This window comes from Kitasatospora sp. NPDC101155, assembly GCF_044768305.1.
Taxonomy (GTDB): Bacteria; Actinomycetota; Actinomycetes; order Streptomycetales; family Streptomycetaceae; genus Kitasatospora.
The window spans coordinates 305,281-321,186 of sequence record NZ_JBIWPN010000008.1 but is presented as its reverse complement, the minus strand read 5'-3'; the positions used below and the strand labels follow the sequence as shown (position 1 = coordinate 321,186).

The following is a 15,906-nucleotide window of genomic DNA, read 5'->3' as shown; positions in this document are numbered from 1 at the left end:
TTCCGTCGTGACGACCGCCCCTCCGGTGGCGGCTTCAACCGTGACCGTGGCGACGACCGTGGTGGCTTCCGCCGCGACGACCGCCCGGCCGGCGGCGGTTTCCGTCGTGACGACCGCCCCTCGGGTGGTTTCCGTCGTGACGACCGTGACGACCGTGGCGGGTTCCGCCGCGATGACCGCCCCAGCGGTTTCCGTCGTGACGACCGTGACGACCGTCCGCGTCGTGACGACCGTCCGTACCGTGACCGCGATGACCGCGGTGGCGACCGTGGCGGCTTCCGCCGCGACGACCGTCCGGCCGGCGGTGGTTTCCGTCGTGACGACCGTCCCTCCGGTGGCGGCTTCAACCGCGACCGCGGTGACCGTGGCGAGCGCGGTGGTGACCGTGGCGGTTTCCGTCGCGATGACCGTGGCGGCGACCGTGGCGGCTTCCGCCGTGACGACCGTCAGGGCGGCTTCCGTCGCGACGACCGTGGCGGCGACCAGGGCCGTCGGGACTACGACGACCGCCGTGGCAACTACGAGCCGGTCAAGCGCCTGCCGATCCCGGAGGACGTCACCGGCTTCGAGCTGGACGCGGACGTGCGCCAGGAGCTCAAGAGCCTGCCCAAGACGCTCGCGGACGACGTCGCCCGCAACCTCGTGATGGTGGCCCGCCTGCTCGACGGCGAGGCGGAGGAGGCCTACCAGTACTCGCGCGTCGCGCTCCGGCTGGCCTCCCGCGTCGCGGCCGTCCGCGAGGCGGCCGGGTTCGCCTCGTACATGACGCAGCGCTACTCCGAGGCGCTGACCGAGTTCCGCGCCGCCCGTCGGATGACCGGCCGCGCCGACCTGTGGCCCGTGATGGCCGACTGCGAGCGCGGTCTGGGCCGTCCGGAGCGGGCGCTGGCGATGGCCGGTGAGCCCGAGGTGAAGCAGCTGGACAAGGCCGGCCAGGTCGAGATGCGCCTGGTCGCGGCGGGTGCCCGCAGCGACATGGAGCAGTTCGACGCCGCCGTCGTGACCCTGCAGAGCCCGGAGCTGGCCTCCAGCGCCGTGCACCCGTGGACCGCGCGGCTGCGGTACGCCTACGCCGAGGCGCTGATCGCGGCCGGCCGTGGCGACGAGGCCCGCGACTGGTTCGCCAAGGCCGCCGAGGCCGACACCGACGGTTCGACCAACGCCTCCGAGCGCCTGGCCGAGATCGACGGCGTCGAGTTCACCGACGCGCTCGACCCGGAGCTGGCCGAGGAGGAGGCCGACAAGGCCGAGGCCCCGGCGAAGAAGCGCGGCGGCGACATCGCCGACGACCGCGTGATCTTCGAGGACGAGGAGGACATCGAGGAGTACTACGACGAGGACGACCTCGAGATCGACGAGGACTTCGACGGCGTGGTGCCCGAGCGTTCCGTGGACGCCAAGGCCGAGGCCGAGCAGGCCGAGAAGGCCGAGGACAAGGGCGACGCCCAGAGCTGAGCGCCCTGACCTGGCACACCGTGAGGCCCTGCCGTTCCCCGAGGGAGCGGCAGGGCCTCACGGCGTCCAGGGCGGTCAGCCCAGGGTGAGGTTGCGCAGCACCAGCCCGGTGGCCGGCTTCGGCCCGAAGGAGGTGGACTTGCGCGGCATGGTGACGCCCTGCTCGGCGAGCCGCCGCACCACGCTCTCCCGGACCGGGTGCAGCAGGACGGCGGTGCCGCCGGTGCGGGCCGCCTCGCGTTCGGCGGCCACGGCGGTGTGCAGGTAGCCGATGTCATCCGGGCCGTCGGGGACGTGCCAGGTGTGGTCGAGCAGGGTGGCGTGCAGGACGGTGGCGTCCAGGTGGCGCCACTCCTCGGGCCGGTCGTGCGGCACGGTGGCGTTCAGCAGGGACTCCTCGGGTTCGCCGAGCAGCCAGTAGACGCCGTCGCCGCCGGTCAGCACGAAGCCGTTGCCGCCGTGCCGCTTCTGCTCCGCGAGCGCCTGGAGCGCGGCGGGCAGCGGGCCCGGCACCTCCTTGACCTTCCAGCGGTCACCGAGCTTGTTCAGCGCCTCGGCCACCGGCAGCCGGTACAGCACGCGGTGGATGGCCCGGACCCGCAGCGGGTAGCGGGCGGTGTCCACCAGGAGCACCATGCCGCGGTCCCACGGGCTGCGCGGCAGGTGGCGGTGCTCGCGCTGGAGCCGCAGGTACATCTCCCAGCGGTGGTGGCCGTCGGCGATCAGCGCCCGGCAGGTGGCCAGGTCGCGGCTGATCTCGGCGATCTCGGCGGGGTCGGTGACCGCCCACAGGCGGTGGTGGGTGCCGTCGCTGGTGGCGGTGGAGAGCAGCGGCTCGCCCTCGACCGTCCGCTCGAGGACGCCCGAGGCGCCGCCGTTGCCGCGGTAGGTGAGCAGTAGCGGTTCGAGGTTGGCCCGGGTGGTGCGCATCAGGCCGACCCGGTCGGCGACCGGCTGGGGCATGACGTCCTCGTGCGGGAGGACCACACCGGCCTCGGGCCCGCTCACCGCGAGGGCGCCGATCAGACCGCGCTGGAGCAACTCGGGGGAGTCGGCGGTGGCGGGCACCCGCTGCTCGTAGACGTAGATCGCGGGGAGCGGGTCGGCGGCGAGCACGCCCTCGCGCTGCCAGGCGGCCAGCAGCCGGGCGGCGTGGCGGTACTTGGTGTCGCGGTCGGGGCGGTCACCGGCGTCCTCGGGCTCGGGCCGGGGCAGGATCAGCCGGACCACGTTGAACGGGTCGGCGGTCTCCAGGTCGAGCCGGCGGCCCGGGTCGACGACGTCGTACGGCGGGGACATCACCGCGGCCAGCGCGCCGACCCGGTCGGGGACGTAGCGCAGTCCCCGGAAGGGGGACAGGGACAGGCCTGCGGTGGCGACGTGCCCGGGATCGCCGGGGCCGCCCTCGGGAGTCTCGACTCCGTCTTCTGCACTGGGTGCGCTCATTCTGGGCATGGTAACCGGGTACACGTTGTTGAAAGATCTGTATACCCGTGCCGTCTCGTGGGGCGGGCGAGCGATCGAGGGCGAGGTACGGCATGGACGACGGGCAGGGACGGTCGGACAGCGGCGGCCCGGGGGAGGGCGTGCCGATGGGGGGCATCCCGGCCCAGGGACGGTCCGGGGAGCCCGCCGGGGACGTGTACGACTGGTTCCGCCGGGGCGCGAAACTGCTGGCCCAGGGGCATCCGGCGGCCGCCGAGCAGCTGCTCACCCGGGCGGCGGACGCCGAGCCGCACTCGCGCAGCATCCGGGAGGCGCTGGCCCGGGCGCAGTTCGACGCCGGGTCGTACTCGGCGGCGCTGGAGAACTTCCGGGCCGTGGCGCTGGCCGATCCGGCGGACGACTACGCTCAGTTCGGGTGGGGCGTCGCGGCGGCCCGGCTGGGCGACTTCGAGACGTCCGTCGAGCACTTGGCGCTGGCCGTGGCGATGCGGCCGGAGACCGACCACTACCGGGAGGCGCTGCGGCAGACCCGGGCCACCCTGGCGGCCCGCGCCGGGGCGTTCGGCCCGCTGCTGCCCGGGGTCCCGGCCAGCGGCAGGAGCCAGGGCGGGGAGCCCGTGGCGGACGCCGGGGAGCAGGCGGGGGGAAAGCCCGAGGGCGTCAACGGCGACGCCTGAACGGGCAGGTGCGAGCAGTGCAGTTGTCGAACGCGGTGAACCGCAGTGAATGAGGTAGCGCAGCCATGACCGAGACGGCCACCACCGTGCGACGCACCGCCCCCGGCGGCAGCGAGGGCCCGCTGACCGAGGCGTACGACACCGCGCTGCTGGACCTGGACGGCGTGGTCTACGCCGGCCCGCACGCGATCGAGCACGCGGTGGACTCGCTGGCGGCCGCCCGGACGGCCGGGATGCGGCTCGCGTACGTGACCAACAACGCCTCCCGCCCGCCGCGGGTGGTGGCCGAGCACCTGACCGAGCTGGGTGTGCCCGCCGAGCCGGCGGACGTCATCAACTCGGCCCAGGCGGCCGCCCGGGTGGTCGCCGAGAAGGTGCCGGCCGGGGCGAAGGTGCTGGTGGTGGGCGGTCTGGGGCTGGAGGAGGCGCTGGCCGAGCGCGGGCTGGTGGCGGTTCGCTCGCTGGGCGAGGAGCCGCTCGCGGTGGTCCAGGGCTTCGACCCGTCGGTGGGCTGGCCGCAGCTGGCGGAGGCCGCGTACGCGGTGCGCGCCGGGCTGCCGTGGGTGGCCTCGAACACGGACATGACCGTGCCGACGGCGCGCGGGATCGCGCCGGGCAACGGGACGCTGGTCGCGGCGGTCAGGGCCGCGGCCGGGGTGGAGCCGGAGGTGGCGGGCAAGCCGCTGCCGCCGATGCACCGGGAGACGGTGCTGCGGACCGGCGCCCGGCGGCCGCTGGTGGTCGGGGACCGGCTGGACACCGACATCGAGGGTGCGTTCAACGGCGGGGTGGACAGCCTGCTGGTGTTCACCGGTGTGACCACCCCCGCGCAGCTGCTGGCGGCCCCGGTCGAGCACCGGCCGACCTACCTGGCGGCGGACCTGCGCGGCCTGCTGGTCCCGCAGCCGGCGGTGACGGCCCGGGACGGCGGCTTCGGCTGCGGCGGTTGGGTCGCGACGGCCGAGGGCGGCGAGCTGCGGTTGACCGGTGCCGGGAACCGCTGGGACGGCCTGCGGGCGCTGTGCGGGGCGGCGTGGACGGCGCTGGACGCGGACGGCGGGCCGGTGGACGGACGGAAGGCGCTGGCCGAGCTCGGCTTCTGAGGCTTCTGACCCCCGGTGGCGGTCAGAGCAGGGTGCGCAGCCGCAGCAGGTCGCGGAAGCCGGCCTCCAGCCTGACCCGGCCGCTCGCCCAGGCGGAGGCGAAGTTGAGCGTGCCGCCGACCAGGGCGAGCAGGTCGTCGCTGGCCATGGTGAGCCGGATCTCCGCCTTCGCGGCGGGCGCGCCGGACGCGGCGATGACGTCCTGGATCCGGCCCTCGCGCAGCCGCCCGCTGAAGGTCAGGTCGAGGTCGGTGATCCGGCAGCTGAGCGAGCGGTCCATGGCGGCGGCCTTGCGGACGTCGCCGGTGGAGTCGGCCATGTTCCGGCTGAGCTGCTCCAGCGCCTCCCGGCACTCCTCGACGTTCGCCATGGCGGTGGCTCCATCCCCAGGTCACTACGGTGCTCTGAACTGCCCGGGCCACGGTACCTCAGGAGGGTTTTGGCGGTAGCGTCGTCAGTGGGGTGCCCGGAAACGGCCCGGGCACCGACGGCGACGGAGCGATGCGCGCGTAGGCGCTAAGGAGGCACCCGGATGCTGCCGAGGACGGTGCGGGGAGCGGTGGCGGCCGCCGCCGTGGTGGTGGAGGAGGTCGGCAAGCGGGTCGTCGAGACGGCGGCCGCGGTCCTGGAGAAGACCGGCGTCGACGTGACCGAGGTCGAGCGCAAGCTCGGCGGGCAGTTCCCGCCGTCCGCCAAGACGCTGCAGACGATGGCGGAGGAGGCCGTCACTGCCGGGCGGGCCGGGGTGGACCTGGCGGTCGGGGTGGCGCGCAACGAGGTGGAGAAGGCCTTCGAGCGGGTCGGCGACCAGGTGACCAAGGTCGGCGTGGTGCTGGCATACCTGGAGAGCAAGCTGCGCGAGATCGAGGAGGAGCCGGTCGCGGCGAAGTCCGGGCCGGACCTGTACGAGGCGGCGGCGGAGGAGCCGACGCCCGCGCCGCGGGCGGACGATCTGTTCGGACGCGGCTGGGAGTACGAGAGCGAGCGCGTGGCGGGGGAGCCGATAGTGGCCGAGCGGGTGGAGGTGGACGAGCCGGTCGAGGTCGATCCGCCGGTGCCGCCCGCGCCGCGGGCCGGGGAGCCGACGGCCGCGAAGAAGACGACGGCGAAGAAGGCGACGGCGGCGAAGAAGACGACGGCGAAGAAGGCGACGGCCGGGAAGGCTGCCGCGACGAAGACGACGGCCGGAAAGGCCGCCGCGAAGAAGACCACCACCGCCAAGAAGGCCACGGTCGAGAAGACCACCACCGCGAAGCAGCCGGACGCCCAGCCCAGGACCCCCGCCAAGCGCACGGCGACGAAGAGGACCACCGTCCGCAAGGCCACCAGCACGAAGAAGCCCGATGCCCGAGACAAGTGAGCCCAGCCAGCCGGTCGAGCCGCTCGGCGTTGAACTGCTGCCCACCGGTCACCCCGGGGTGGACGCCGGGCTGGCCCGGCTGGAGGCCTTGGACGGGGTCCCCGCCGAGACACACGTCGCGGTGTACGAAGATGTTCACCAGCGGCTCGCCGACACGCTTGCCGCACTCGACCAGGAATGACCCGCAGGACCCGTAGGAGCTGAAACACCAGTGGCAGTGGCACGACGCCGACTCGACGCGGAGCTGGTCCGCCGTAAGCTGGCCCGGTCGCGTGAGCACGCGTCCGAGCTGATCGCGGCCGGCCGGGTGACCGTCGGCGGCACCACCGCAACCAAGCCGGCCACCCAGGTGGAGACCTCGGCGGCGGTCGTGGTGGCCAAGGACGACAACGATCCCGACTACGTCTCGCGCGGCGGCCACAAGCTGGCCGGGGCGTTCGCGGCCTTCGTGCCGCAGGGCCTGGTGGTCGAGGGCCGCCGGGCGCTGGACGCGGGTGCCTCCACCGGCGGCTTCACCGACGTGCTGCTGCGGGCCGGGGCCGCCCACGTACTGGCGGTGGACGTCGGCTACGGGCAGCTCGCCTGGTCGCTGCAGAGCGACGAGCGGGTCACCGTGATGGACCGCACCAACGTGCGCGAGCTGACCCGGGACGCGATCGGCGGCAATCCGGTCGACCTGGTGGTCGGCGACCTGTCCTTCATCTCGCTGGGCCTGGTGCTGCCGGCGCTGGCCGCCTGTGCGGCGGAGGACGCGGACCTGGTGTTGATGGTCAAGCCGCAGTTCGAGATCGGCAAGGAGCGCCTGGGCAGCGGCGGGGTGGTGCGCAGCCCGCAGCTGCGAGCCGAGATGGTGCGCCAGGTGGCGGGGCAGGCGTGGGAGCTCGGGCTGGGCGTGCGGGCGGTCACCGCGAGCCCGCTGCCGGGGCCGTCCGGCAACGTCGAGTACTTCCTCTGGATGCGCCGGGACGCCCCGCAGCTGGACCCCGCGGAGGCGGACCGGGCCGTGGCGGAGGGGCCCCGGTAGGTAGTGTGCTCTGCGAGCGTCCGGCCCGTCATGCTGTATGGCGCGGCCGCACCGGGCCAGGGCGCCCCGGGCAGGCGTAGGGAGAGGGCAGCGGCATGAGCGATGAAGAACGTACGGTCTTCCTGATCGCGCACACCGGCCGGGAGGCGGCGCTGCGCAGCGTCGAGGCCCTGGTGCACGGGCTGCTGAAGGCGGGGCTCCGGATCAGACTGCTGGAGGCCGAGGCGGTGGACCTCGACCTGCCGGACGGGGTCGAGAAGGTGGCCGAGGGGCCGGGGGCGGCGGACGGCTGCGAGCTGATCCTGGTCGCCGGCGGTGACGGGACGCTGCTGCGCGGCGCCGAGCTGGCGCGCTCGCACGGGCTGCCGATGCTGGGGATCAACCTCGGCCGGGTCGGCTTCCTGGCCGAGGCCGAGCGGGACGACCTGGCCGTGGTGGTCGAGCGGGTGGTGGACGCCGACTACGAGGTCGAGGAGCGGATGACGATCGACGTGATCGTCCGCACCAACGGCGATGTGATCCACCAGGACTGGGCGTTGAACGAGGCGTCCATCGAGAAGGCGTCCCGGGAGCGGATGCTGGAGGTGGTGACCGAGGTGGACGGCCGACCGGTCTCCAACTTCGGCTGCGACGGGGTGGTCTGCGCGACGCCGACCGGCTCGACCGCGTACGCGTTCTCCGGCGGCGGGCCGGTGGTGTGGCCGGAGGTGGAGGCGCTGCTGATGGTGCCGATCTCCGCGCACGCGCTGTTCGCCCGGCCGCTGGTGACCTCGCCGGACTCGGTGCTGGCGGTGGAGGTGCAGCCCAAAACCCCGCACGGGGTGCTCTGGTGCGACGGGCGGCGCTCGGTCGAACTGCCCGCCGGGGCACGGGTGGAGGTGCGCCGGGGGCAGACGCCGGTGCGGCTGGCCAGACTGCACCGGGCGCCGTTCACCGACCGGCTGGTGGCCAAGTTCGCGCTCCCGGTGACGGGTTGGCGCGGGCGGTCGAAAACCGGGCACTGAGGCGGAGTCTGGCGAACGGTCAGACCGCCAGCGGCTGGGCCCCGTCGGCCGAGCCGAGCCGGCCGCCCGCCGCCGCGCGGGCGGCCACCGCGGCGAGCCGCTCGACGGCGGCGGGCACGGCTGCGGCGGGCACGGTGAGCGGCAACCGGATGTGGTGCTCGAAGGCACCGTCCGAGCCGAACCGGTTGCCGGAGGCGATCCGGATCCCGGCGCGCTCCCCGGCCTGGGCCAGCGCCGCGCCGGACAGGCCGCCGGTGGAGACCCACAGCGCCAGGCCGCCGAGCGGCATCGGGAAGTCCCAGCCGGGCAGGTGCCCGGGCAGCGCGGCGGCGAAGGCGTGCGCAGTGGCCCGCAGCCGGTCCAGCTGGTGGGCCCGGACGGCCTGGAGCGGCTCGCCCATCAGCTCGGCGGCGATCAGCTGGTCGAGGACCGGGGTGCCGACGTCGCTGTAGACCCGCTCGGTGGCCAGTCGGCGCACGAGCGCGGGCGCGGCGCGGACCCAGCCGATCCGCAGGCCGCCCCAGAGCAGCTTGCCGGCCGAGCCGACGGTGACCACCTGGGCGGCGCGGTCCAGCGCCGCCATCGGGCGCGGCAGCGGCGTGGACTGCGGCACGCCCCAGCCGAGTTCGGCGGTGGTCTCGTCGACCAGCACGATGCTCCCGGCGGCCCGGGCTGCGGCCAGCAGCTCGCGGCGCTGCTCCTCGTCGATCAGCGCGCCGGTGGGGTTGTGGAAGTCCGGGATGACGTAGGCGACCTTCGGCGCGGCGCCGCGCAGCACCCGTTGCCACTCCTCCAGGTCCCACTGTGATTCGCCCGCTCGCCTCCGGGGCGCTCGGACCCGGTGCCGACGTTCCTCGCTCCGGCGCTCCTTCGTCGCTTGTCGCTCGTCGCTTTCGGCACCGGCGCGCCCCTTCGGCTCGGGGCGGGATTCGCCCGCTCGCCGGGATTCGCCCGCTCGCGCCTGTGGACCCCAGGCGTACGGCACCGGCACCAGGCGTGCCCCGGTGAGGCGCAGGGCCTGCAGGGTGTGGGCGTAGCTGGGGGCCTCGACGGCGACCCGGTCGCCGCGGCCGATCAGCACCCGCTGGACCAGGTGCAGGCCGCCCATCGCGCCGGTGGTGATGAGGACCTGGTCGGGCGTGGTGGGCAGCCCGCGCTCGGTGTAGCGGCGGGCGACGGCCTCGCGCAGCACCGGGACGCCGGTCGGGTAGTGGCCGTGTCCGGCGGCGTAGTGCGGGAGCAGCTCGACGGCCCGGGCGGCGGCCTGCCCGATCCAGGGCTGCGGGGCGGGCAGCGCGGCGACGCCGAGGTCCAGGGTGCTGCCCTGCTCGTCCGGCGGGACGGGGTGCAGGGCGTCGCTGGGCGGCGGGGCGCCCTCGGGCAGGGTGGTCCAGCTGCCGGCGCCGCGGCGGCTGAGCAGGTAGCCGTCGCCGCGCAGGGTCTCGTAGGCGGTGGCGACGGTGGTGCGGCTGAGTTCCAGGGCGGAGGCGAGCTCGCGTTCGGCGGGCAGCCGGGCGCCGACCGGCAGCCGGCCCTCGGTGACCAGCAGCCGGATCTGGCCGGCGAGGGTGCGGTAGGCGGGGCGGCGCCTGGTGGCCGGCTCGGGGAGCCGGGCGGTGGCGAGCAGCCGGGCCAGTGCGGGCGGGGTGACGGTGGTGTGCCAGTCGGCCATGGCGCTCATTAGAGGACCATCCTTTCTGCAGCCCTCTTCGCTTCGCTCGGCAGGCGCTTCGCGCAACCGCACCTCTTTGATGATGAGCTCGCTTCGCTCACTCATCAGTCCACTTGCTCGTTATTGGCCCTGGAAGGGGTCTGTTTGGCCTGTTCATCATGGCAGGGCGGCCGTCGAGCCGCCACCACCGGGGCTGCCCCGGGGTGCGGAACCACCCGCAGGAGCACCGATTGGCCACCATGACCACGACCCCGCCCGCCCCCGGGCCGACCCGGCCGGGCCCGGCCGTCCGGATCCTCGGCGACACCCACGCGCTGGGCCGTCGGCTCCCGCAGCTCGCCGTCGGCCTGGTCCTGTACGGCGTGAGCATGGCGCTGATGCTCCGCTCCGGCCTCGGCCTCGATCCCTGGGACGTCTTCCACCAGGGCCTGCAGCGGATGCTCGGGCTGACCGTGGGCGCCTGGGTGACCATCTGCGGGGCCCTCGTGCTGCTGCTGTGGATCCCGCTGCGTCAGCGCCCGGGCCTGGGCACCGTCGCCAATGTGCTGATGATCGGCGCGGCCATGGACCTCACCCTGCGGCTGGTCGGCGGCCCCGCGGGCCTGCCCGCCCGGATCGCGCTGATGGCCGCCGCGGTCGTGCTCAACGGCCTGGCCTCCGGGCTCTACATCGGTGCCCGCTTCGGCCCGGGCCCGCGCGACGGCCTGATGACCGGCCTGCACCGGCGCACCGGCCGCTCGCTGCGGCTGGTGCGCACCGGCATCGAGGTCATCGTGCTGGCGGCCGGTGTCCTGCTGGGCGGTACCGCCGGGGTCGGCACGGTCGTGTACGCGCTGGCCATCGGCCCGCTGGTACAGCTGTTCCTGCCCTGGTGCACCGCGTCGCCGGCCAAGGACACCTCGCCGCAAACGCCCCGGATGGGATGAACTTCCGGGCACGGAGTTGCCGCGCGCCGTTGCCGCTCGTCGCGCTCCGGGGGCGGAACCTCGTAAGGTCGTCTCCGTGTTGGACGAGATGCGGATACGGGATCTTGGGGTCATCGACGACGCCGTGGTCGAGCTGGCCCCCGGCTTCACCGCCGTGACCGGTGAGACCGGCGCAGGCAAGACCATGGTCGTGACCAGCCTCGGCCTGCTGCTCGGCGGCCGCGCCGACCCGGGCCTGGTGCGCAACGGCTCCGGACGCGCGGTCGTGGAGGGCCGGCTGGAGCTGCCCGCCGACTCCCCGGTGGCGGCCCGCGCCGTCGAGGCCGGAGCGGAACTGGACGGCGGCGCCCTGCTGATCAGCCGGACCGTCTCCGCCGAGGGCCGCTCCCGGGCCCACGTCGGCGGACGGGCCGTCCCGGTCGGGCTGCTCGCCGAGCTCGGCGAGGACCTGATCGCGGTGCACGGCCAGACCGACCAGCAGCGGCTGCTGCGCCCGGCCCGCCAGCGCGGCGCGCTGGACCGGTACGCGGGCGAGGCGGTGGCCGAGCCGCTGGCCCGCTACCGGGAGACCTACCGCGCCCTGCGCGAGGTCTCGGCCACCCTGGAGGAGCTGACCACCCGGGCCCGCGAGCGCGCCCAGGAGGCCGACCTGCTGCGCTTCGGCCTGGACGAGATCGCCGCCGCCGAGCCGGTGGCCGGGGAGGACGTCGAGCTGGCCGCCGAGGCCGAACGGCTCGGCCACGCCGACGCGCTCTCCTCCGCCGCGACCCTCGCCCACGCCGCCCTGGCCGGCGACCCGACCGACCCGGAGGCGCTGGACGCGGGCACCCTGCTCGCCCAGTCCCGCCGCGCCCTGGACGCCGTGCGCCACCACGACGAGCGGCTGGCCGCCCTCGCGGACCGGCTGAACGAGGTCGGCTACCTGCTGGCAGACGTGGCCGGGGACCTGGCCGGCTACGCCGACGACCTGGACGCCGACCCGGTGCGCCTGGCCGCCGTCGAGGACCGCCGGGCCGTGCTGGCCCAGCTGCTGCGCAAGTACGGCGGCGAGGAGAACACCCTCGCCGAGGTGATCGCCTGGGCCGAGGCCGGGGCCGCCCGGCTCGCCGAACTCGACGGCGACGACGACCGGATCGACCGGCTCGGTGCCCAGGAGACCGAGCTGCGGACCGAGTTGGCCGAGCTGGCGGCCGAGGTGTCGGCCGCCCGGCGGGCCGCCGCCGGCCGCTTCGCCGGGGCCGTCTCCGCCGAACTCGCCGAACTGGCCATGCCGCACGCCCGGGTGACCTTCTCGATCACCCAGCTCGACGACCTGGCCGGGATCGAGGTCGACGGCCGCACCGTCGCGTACGGGCCGCACGGCGTGGACGAGGTCGAGGTGCTGCTCGCCCCGCACCCGGGCGCCCAGCCGCGCCCGATCGCCAAGGGCGCCTCCGGCGGTGAGCTGTCCCGTGTGATGCTCGCTGTCGAGGTGGTCTTCGCGGGTGCCGACCCCGTCCCCACCTACCTGTTCGACGAGGTGGACGCGGGCGTCGGCGGCAAGGCCGCGGTCGAGATCGGCCGCCGACTGGCCAAACTGGCCGAAACCGCGCAGGTCGTGGTGGTCACCCACCTCCCGCAGGTCGCCGCCTTCGCGGACCGGCACCTGGTGGTGGAGAAGACCAACGACGGCACCGTGACCCGCTCCGGCGTCAAGGTGCTGAACGACGAGGAGCGGGTGCGCGAACTCTCCCGGATGCTGGCCGGCCTGGAGGACTCGGAGCTGGGCCGTGCCCACGCCGAGGAGCTGCTGGCCACCGCCCGGGCCCCGCGCCAGCGTTAGGCCTGTCCGGTGGGTTTCGCCGGACCCGGCGAGGATCCGCCGGACAGGCCCTGAGCCGGTCGCTCCGTCGGGTCCGGCGGCCCTCGCGGCACCACGACGCGCCCTGGTGGCGCCGACTGTCCAAGAGGGCCGCCGACCTGGCATGGTGGCGGCTGGACACTGGCTTTCCAGTCCCGAGTGCCGCCGGGCGGGCAATCCTCGCGAAGCGGCGCGCGAACCTGATCGAGTCGGATGCGAGACGACGTGGACCATTCCGCCGCCCGGGCCACCGCGGCCGCCCCGGAACCGGGGCAGCTGCACGTGGTGCTCGTCCTGGCCGCCAGCACCGGCGGCATCGGTGCGCACGTGCGCTCCCTGGCCCAGGGCCTGGTCGCGCACGGGGTGATCGTCACGGTCTGCGCGCCGGCGGGCACGGACGAGCTGTTCGGCTTCTCCCGCACCGGCGCCCGGTTCCACACCGTCGACATCACCCCCACCGCGGGTGCCCGCAGCGACGCCACCGCGATCGGCGAGCTGCGCCGGGCCTTCACCGGCGCCGACCTGGTGCACGCCCACGGTCTGCGCGCCGGGCTGCTCTCGGACCTCGCGCTGCGCACCGCCGGCCGTTTCCCGGGCCTGCGCCCGGAGACCCCGCTGGTGGTCACCTCGCACCACGCGCTGCTGGCCACCGGCATGGAGCGCCGGCTGCAGCGGCTGATGGAGCGCCGGGTGGCGCGCGCCGCCGACCTCGTCCTCGGCGCCTCCTCCGACCTGGTCGCCCGGGCCCGCGAACTGGGTGCCACCGACGCCCGGCTGGGCCCGGTGGCCGCCCCGCCGATGCCCGAGGGCCGGCTCGGCCGCCCCGAGGCGCGAGCCGCGCTGCTCGGTGACGGCCCGGACCGCCCGCTGGTGCTGGCGGTCGGCCGGCTCGTCCCGCAGAAGGCCTTCGGGCTGCTGCTGGACGCCACCCGGGAGCTGTCCGCGCTGGACCCGGAGCCGCTGGTGCTGCTCGCCGGGGACGGTCCGGAGGCGGGCCCGCTGCGCGAGCGGGTGACGGCCGAGAAGCTGCCGGTGCGCCTGCTCGGCTACCGCACCGACGTGCCCGACCTGTTGGCCGCCGCCGACGTAGTGGTGGTCTCCAGTCGCTGGGAGGCCCGCTCGCTGGTGGTCCAGGAGGCGATGCGGGCCGGTGTGCCGGTGGTCGCCACCACCGTCGGCGGTATCCCCGAGCTGGTCGGTGACGCCGCCGTGCTGGTGCCCCCGGGCGACCCGGCGGCGATCGGACGGGCGGTGCGCGGGGTGCTGGCCGACCCGGCCCGTCGCGAGCAGCTGGTGGCGGCGGGCCGGCAGCAGGCCGAGACCTGGCCGGACGAGGCCGCCACCGTCGCGCAGGTGCTCAGCACCTACGACGAGTTGGTGCAGCGTTCCTAGACGGTCGCCTGCTCGACCCGGTCGGCGGCCAGGCCGTCCGGCTGGGCCGACAGGTAGGCGGCGCCGCAGGCGGTCAGCCGCAGGGCGGTGTCGATCAGCGGGACGTGGCTGAAGGCCTGCGGGAAGTTGCCGACCTGGCGCTTGAGCCGCGGGTCCCACTCCTCGGCGAGCAGCCCGAGGTCGTTGCGCAGCGAGAGCAGCTTGTCGAACAGCTCGCGGGCCTCCTGCACCCGGCCGATCATGGCGAGGTCGTCGGCCAGCCAGAACGAGCAGGCCAGGAAGGCGCCTTCGTGGCCGGACAGGCCGTCCACGTTGTTCCCCGACTCGTCGTGGGTCGGGTAGCGCAGGACGAAGCCGTCCTCGGTGGACAGTTCGCGCTGGATCGCCTCGATGGTGCCGATCACCCGCTTGTCGTCCGGCGGCAGGAAGCCCACCTGCGGGATGAGCAGCAGCGAGGCGTCCAGCTCCTGGCCGCCGTAGTACTGGGTGAAGGTGTTGCGCTCGGGGTCGTAGCCCTTCTCGCAGACATCCCGGTGGATGGTCTCGCGCAGTGCGTGCCAGCGCTCCAGGTGGCCGTCGGAGGGGGCGTCCTCGGGGGTCTGCTCCAGCAGCTTGATGGTGCGGTCGACGGCGACCCAGGCCATCACCTTGGAGTGGACGAAGTGCCGGCGCGGGCCGCGGACCTCCCAGATGCCCTCGTCCGGGTTCTGCCAGTGGTCCTCCAGGTACTCGATCAGGCGCAGCTGGAGGTGGAGGGCGTGGTCGTTGCGGACCAGACCGGTCATGTGGGCCAGGTGCAGGGCCTCCACCACCTCGCCGTAGACGTCGAGTTGGAGCTGTCCGGCGGCGCCGTTGCCGACCCGGACGGGCTGGGAGCCCTCGTAGCCGGGCAGCCAGTCCAGCGAGGACTCGGTGAGCTCGCGCTCGCCGGCGATGCCGTACATGATCTGCAGGTTCTCCGGGTCGCCGGCCACTGCGCGCAGCAGCCACTCGCGCCAGGCGCGGGCCTCTTCGCGGTAGCCGGTGCGCAGCAGCGAGGAGAGGGTGATCGCGGCGTCGCGCAGCCAGGTGTAGCGGTAGTCCCAGTTGCGCTCGCCGCCGATGTCCTCCGGCAGGGAGGTGGTGGGGGCGGCGACGATGCCGCCGGTGGGGGCGTAGGTGAGGCCCTTGAGGGTGATCAGCGAGCGGATCACGGCTTCGCGGTAGGGGCCCTGGTAGGTGCACTGGTCGGCCCACTCGTGCCAGAAGTCGGCGGTGGCGTCGAGCATCGCCTCGGCGTCCGGGACGGCCGGGGGGTCGAGGTGGGAGGCCTGCCAGGTGAGCGCGAAGGCGATCCGCTCGCCGGCCGTGACGGTGAAGTCGGCGTAGGTGGTGAGGTCGCGCCCGTAGGTCTCGGCCTCGCCGTCCAGCCAGACCGAGTCGGGCCCGGCCATGGCGACGGTGCGGTGGCCGCCGTCGGCCTGCGCGACCCGGTGCACCCAGGGGACGATCCGGCCGTACGAGAAGCGCATCCGCAGGGCCGAGCGCATCCGCACGGTGCCGGCCACGCCCTCGACGATCCGGATCACCTGGGGGACGGCGTCGCGGCCGGCCAGCGGGCGGGGCGGCATGAAGTCGATCACCCGGACGGTGCCGCCCTGGGTGTCCCACTCCTGCTCCAGGATCAGCGAGTCGCCCCGGTAGCGGCGCCGGTCGGCGGGCAGGGCGGGGGCGGCGGCGGTGGCCGGGGGGACGCGCAGGTCGGCACCGTCGGTGAAGCGGGTCCGGCCGTCGGCTCCGGCAGGTGCGGTGGCGGGAGCGGGGACCTCGGTCGCGACGGCTTCGGCCGGGCCGATCCGCCAGAAGCCGTGTTCATCGGTGCCGAGGAGGCCGGCGAACACCGCCGGCGAGTCGAAGCGGGGAAGGCAGAGCCAGTCCACCGCCCCGTCCCTGCTGACCAGGGCAGCGGTCTGCATGTCCCCGATGAGTGCGTAGTCCTCGATACGGCCGGCCACGTGGATCTCCAGT

14 protein-coding genes are annotated in these 15,906 nt (G+C 74.7%); 10 read left to right on the top strand and 4 right to left on the bottom strand.

Annotated elements, in window-relative coordinates; genetic code table 11:
- Positions 1 to 537 precede the first annotated feature (537 nt).
- Positions 538 to 1,455 carry a tetratricopeptide repeat protein gene (locus ACIRYZ_RS15470; protein ID WP_402944065.1) on the top strand — a complete coding sequence of 306 codons (918 nt, stop codon included), beginning with the start codon at positions 538 to 540 and terminating at the stop codon, positions 1,453 to 1,455.
- A gap of 75 nt (positions 1,456 to 1,530) precedes the next feature.
- Here ACIRYZ_RS15470 and ACIRYZ_RS15465 read toward each other — a convergent pair whose 3' ends face one another.
- Positions 1,531 to 2,901, bottom strand: a complete 1,371-nt coding sequence (locus ACIRYZ_RS15465) for a DUF1015 family protein (RefSeq protein WP_402944028.1) — start codon at positions 2,899 to 2,901, stop codon at positions 1,531 to 1,533.
- 92 nt (positions 2,902 to 2,993) lie between these two features.
- Here ACIRYZ_RS15465 and ACIRYZ_RS15460 point away from each other — a divergent pair, with 92 nt between their 5' ends.
- Positions 2,994 to 3,578, top strand: coding sequence for a tetratricopeptide repeat protein (locus ACIRYZ_RS15460; protein WP_402944026.1), 585 nt, complete (start codon positions 2,994 to 2,996; stop codon positions 3,576 to 3,578).
- A 65-nt stretch (positions 3,579 to 3,643) separates the two neighbouring features.
- Positions 3,644 to 4,681 (top strand): HAD-IIA family hydrolase, encoded by a 1,038-nt coding sequence (locus tag ACIRYZ_RS15455; RefSeq protein ID WP_402944023.1) that lies wholly within the window; start codon positions 3,644 to 3,646, stop codon positions 4,679 to 4,681.
- 22 nt (positions 4,682 to 4,703) lie between these two features.
- Here the strand turns inward: ACIRYZ_RS15455 and ACIRYZ_RS15450 are convergent, their stop codons facing one another.
- Positions 4,704 to 5,051 (bottom strand): SCP2 sterol-binding domain-containing protein, encoded by a 348-nt coding sequence (locus tag ACIRYZ_RS15450; RefSeq protein WP_402944021.1) that lies wholly within the window; start codon positions 5,049 to 5,051, stop codon positions 4,704 to 4,706.
- 162 nt (positions 5,052 to 5,213) lie between these two features.
- Between ACIRYZ_RS15450 and ACIRYZ_RS15445 the strand changes: the two genes are divergently transcribed.
- From ACIRYZ_RS15445 to ACIRYZ_RS15430, 4 genes are all read left to right on the top strand, one after another.
- The gene (locus ACIRYZ_RS15445) at positions 5,214 to 6,041 is read left to right on the top strand and encodes a hypothetical protein (protein WP_402944018.1); all 828 of its coding nucleotides are present in this window, start codon (positions 5,214 to 5,216) and stop codon (positions 6,039 to 6,041) included.
- Positions 6,025 to 6,222 carry a hypothetical protein gene (locus tag ACIRYZ_RS15440; protein ID WP_402944016.1) on the top strand — a complete coding sequence of 66 codons (198 nt, stop codon included), beginning with the start codon at positions 6,025 to 6,027 and terminating at the stop codon, positions 6,220 to 6,222. Before ACIRYZ_RS15445 ends, ACIRYZ_RS15440 begins: the two co-directional genes overlap by 17 nt.
- A 36-nt stretch (positions 6,223 to 6,258) precedes the next feature.
- Positions 6,259 to 7,065 (top strand): TlyA family RNA methyltransferase, encoded by an 807-nt coding sequence (locus ACIRYZ_RS15435; RefSeq protein WP_402944063.1) that lies wholly within the window; start codon positions 6,259 to 6,261, stop codon positions 7,063 to 7,065.
- A gap of 95 nt (positions 7,066 to 7,160) precedes the next feature.
- Complete coding sequence (locus tag ACIRYZ_RS15430; RefSeq protein WP_402944014.1) at positions 7,161 to 8,069, top strand: NAD kinase; 909 nt, start codon at positions 7,161 to 7,163, stop codon at positions 8,067 to 8,069.
- Between the two features lie 19 nt (positions 8,070 to 8,088).
- On the opposite strand, the gene ACIRYZ_RS15425 is transcribed toward ACIRYZ_RS15430, so the two are convergent.
- Entirely contained in the window at positions 8,089 to 9,750 is a 1,662-nt protein-coding gene (locus ACIRYZ_RS15425; RefSeq protein ID WP_402944012.1) for a PLP-dependent aminotransferase family protein, read from the bottom strand.
- A 230-nt stretch (positions 9,751 to 9,980) separates the two neighbouring features.
- Between ACIRYZ_RS15425 and ACIRYZ_RS15420 the strand changes: the two genes are divergently transcribed.
- From ACIRYZ_RS15420 to ACIRYZ_RS15410, 3 genes are all read left to right on the top strand, one after another.
- Complete coding sequence (locus tag ACIRYZ_RS15420; protein WP_402944061.1) at positions 9,981 to 10,667, top strand: YitT family protein; 687 nt, start codon at positions 9,981 to 9,983, stop codon at positions 10,665 to 10,667.
- Positions 10,668 to 10,755: 88 nt separating this feature from the next.
- Entirely contained in the window at positions 10,756 to 12,489 is a 1,734-nt protein-coding gene (recN, locus tag ACIRYZ_RS15415; RefSeq protein WP_402944059.1) for a DNA repair protein RecN, read from the top strand.
- Between the two features lie 231 nt (positions 12,490 to 12,720).
- Positions 12,721 to 13,899 carry a glycosyltransferase family 4 protein gene (locus ACIRYZ_RS15410; RefSeq protein WP_402944009.1) on the top strand — a complete coding sequence of 393 codons (1,179 nt, stop codon included), beginning with the start codon at positions 12,721 to 12,723 and terminating at the stop codon, positions 13,897 to 13,899.
- Here ACIRYZ_RS15410 and ACIRYZ_RS15405 read toward each other — a convergent pair.
- Positions 13,896 to 15,893, bottom strand: coding sequence for a glycoside hydrolase family 15 protein (locus tag ACIRYZ_RS15405; protein WP_402944008.1), 1,998 nt, complete (start codon positions 15,891 to 15,893; stop codon positions 13,896 to 13,898). The two genes, ACIRYZ_RS15410 and ACIRYZ_RS15405, sit on opposite strands and share 4 nt — an antisense overlap.
- Positions 15,894 to 15,906: the final 13 nt, after the last annotated feature.

Coding starts and splice junctions, on each gene's coding strand:
- recN (WP_402944059.1), top strand. CDS start 10,756: ATGCGGATACGGGATCTTGGGGTCATCGACGACGCCGTGGTCGAGCTG.
- ACIRYZ_RS15445 (WP_402944018.1), top strand. CDS start 5,214: ATGCTGCCGAGGACGGTGCGGGGAGCGGTGGCGGCCGCCGCCGTGGTG.
- ACIRYZ_RS15420 (WP_402944061.1), top strand. CDS start 9,981: ATGACCACGACCCCGCCCGCCCCCGGGCCGACCCGGCCGGGCCCGGCC.
- ACIRYZ_RS15410 (WP_402944009.1), top strand. CDS start 12,721: ATGCGAGACGACGTGGACCATTCCGCCGCCCGGGCCACCGCGGCCGCC.
- ACIRYZ_RS15455 (WP_402944023.1), top strand. CDS start 3,644: ATGACCGAGACGGCCACCACCGTGCGACGCACCGCCCCCGGCGGCAGC.
- ACIRYZ_RS15465 (WP_402944028.1), bottom strand. CDS start 2,901: ATGAGCGCACCCAGTGCAGAAGACGGAGTCGAGACTCCCGAGGGCGGC.
- ACIRYZ_RS15425 (WP_402944012.1), bottom strand. CDS start 9,750: ATGAGCGCCATGGCCGACTGGCACACCACCGTCACCCCGCCCGCACTG.
- ACIRYZ_RS15460 (WP_402944026.1), top strand. CDS start 2,994: ATGGACGACGGGCAGGGACGGTCGGACAGCGGCGGCCCGGGGGAGGGC.
- ACIRYZ_RS15450 (WP_402944021.1), bottom strand. CDS start 5,051: ATGGCGAACGTCGAGGAGTGCCGGGAGGCGCTGGAGCAGCTCAGCCGG.
- ACIRYZ_RS15430 (WP_402944014.1), top strand. CDS start 7,161: ATGAGCGATGAAGAACGTACGGTCTTCCTGATCGCGCACACCGGCCGG.
- ACIRYZ_RS15440 (WP_402944016.1), top strand. CDS start 6,025: ATGCCCGAGACAAGTGAGCCCAGCCAGCCGGTCGAGCCGCTCGGCGTT.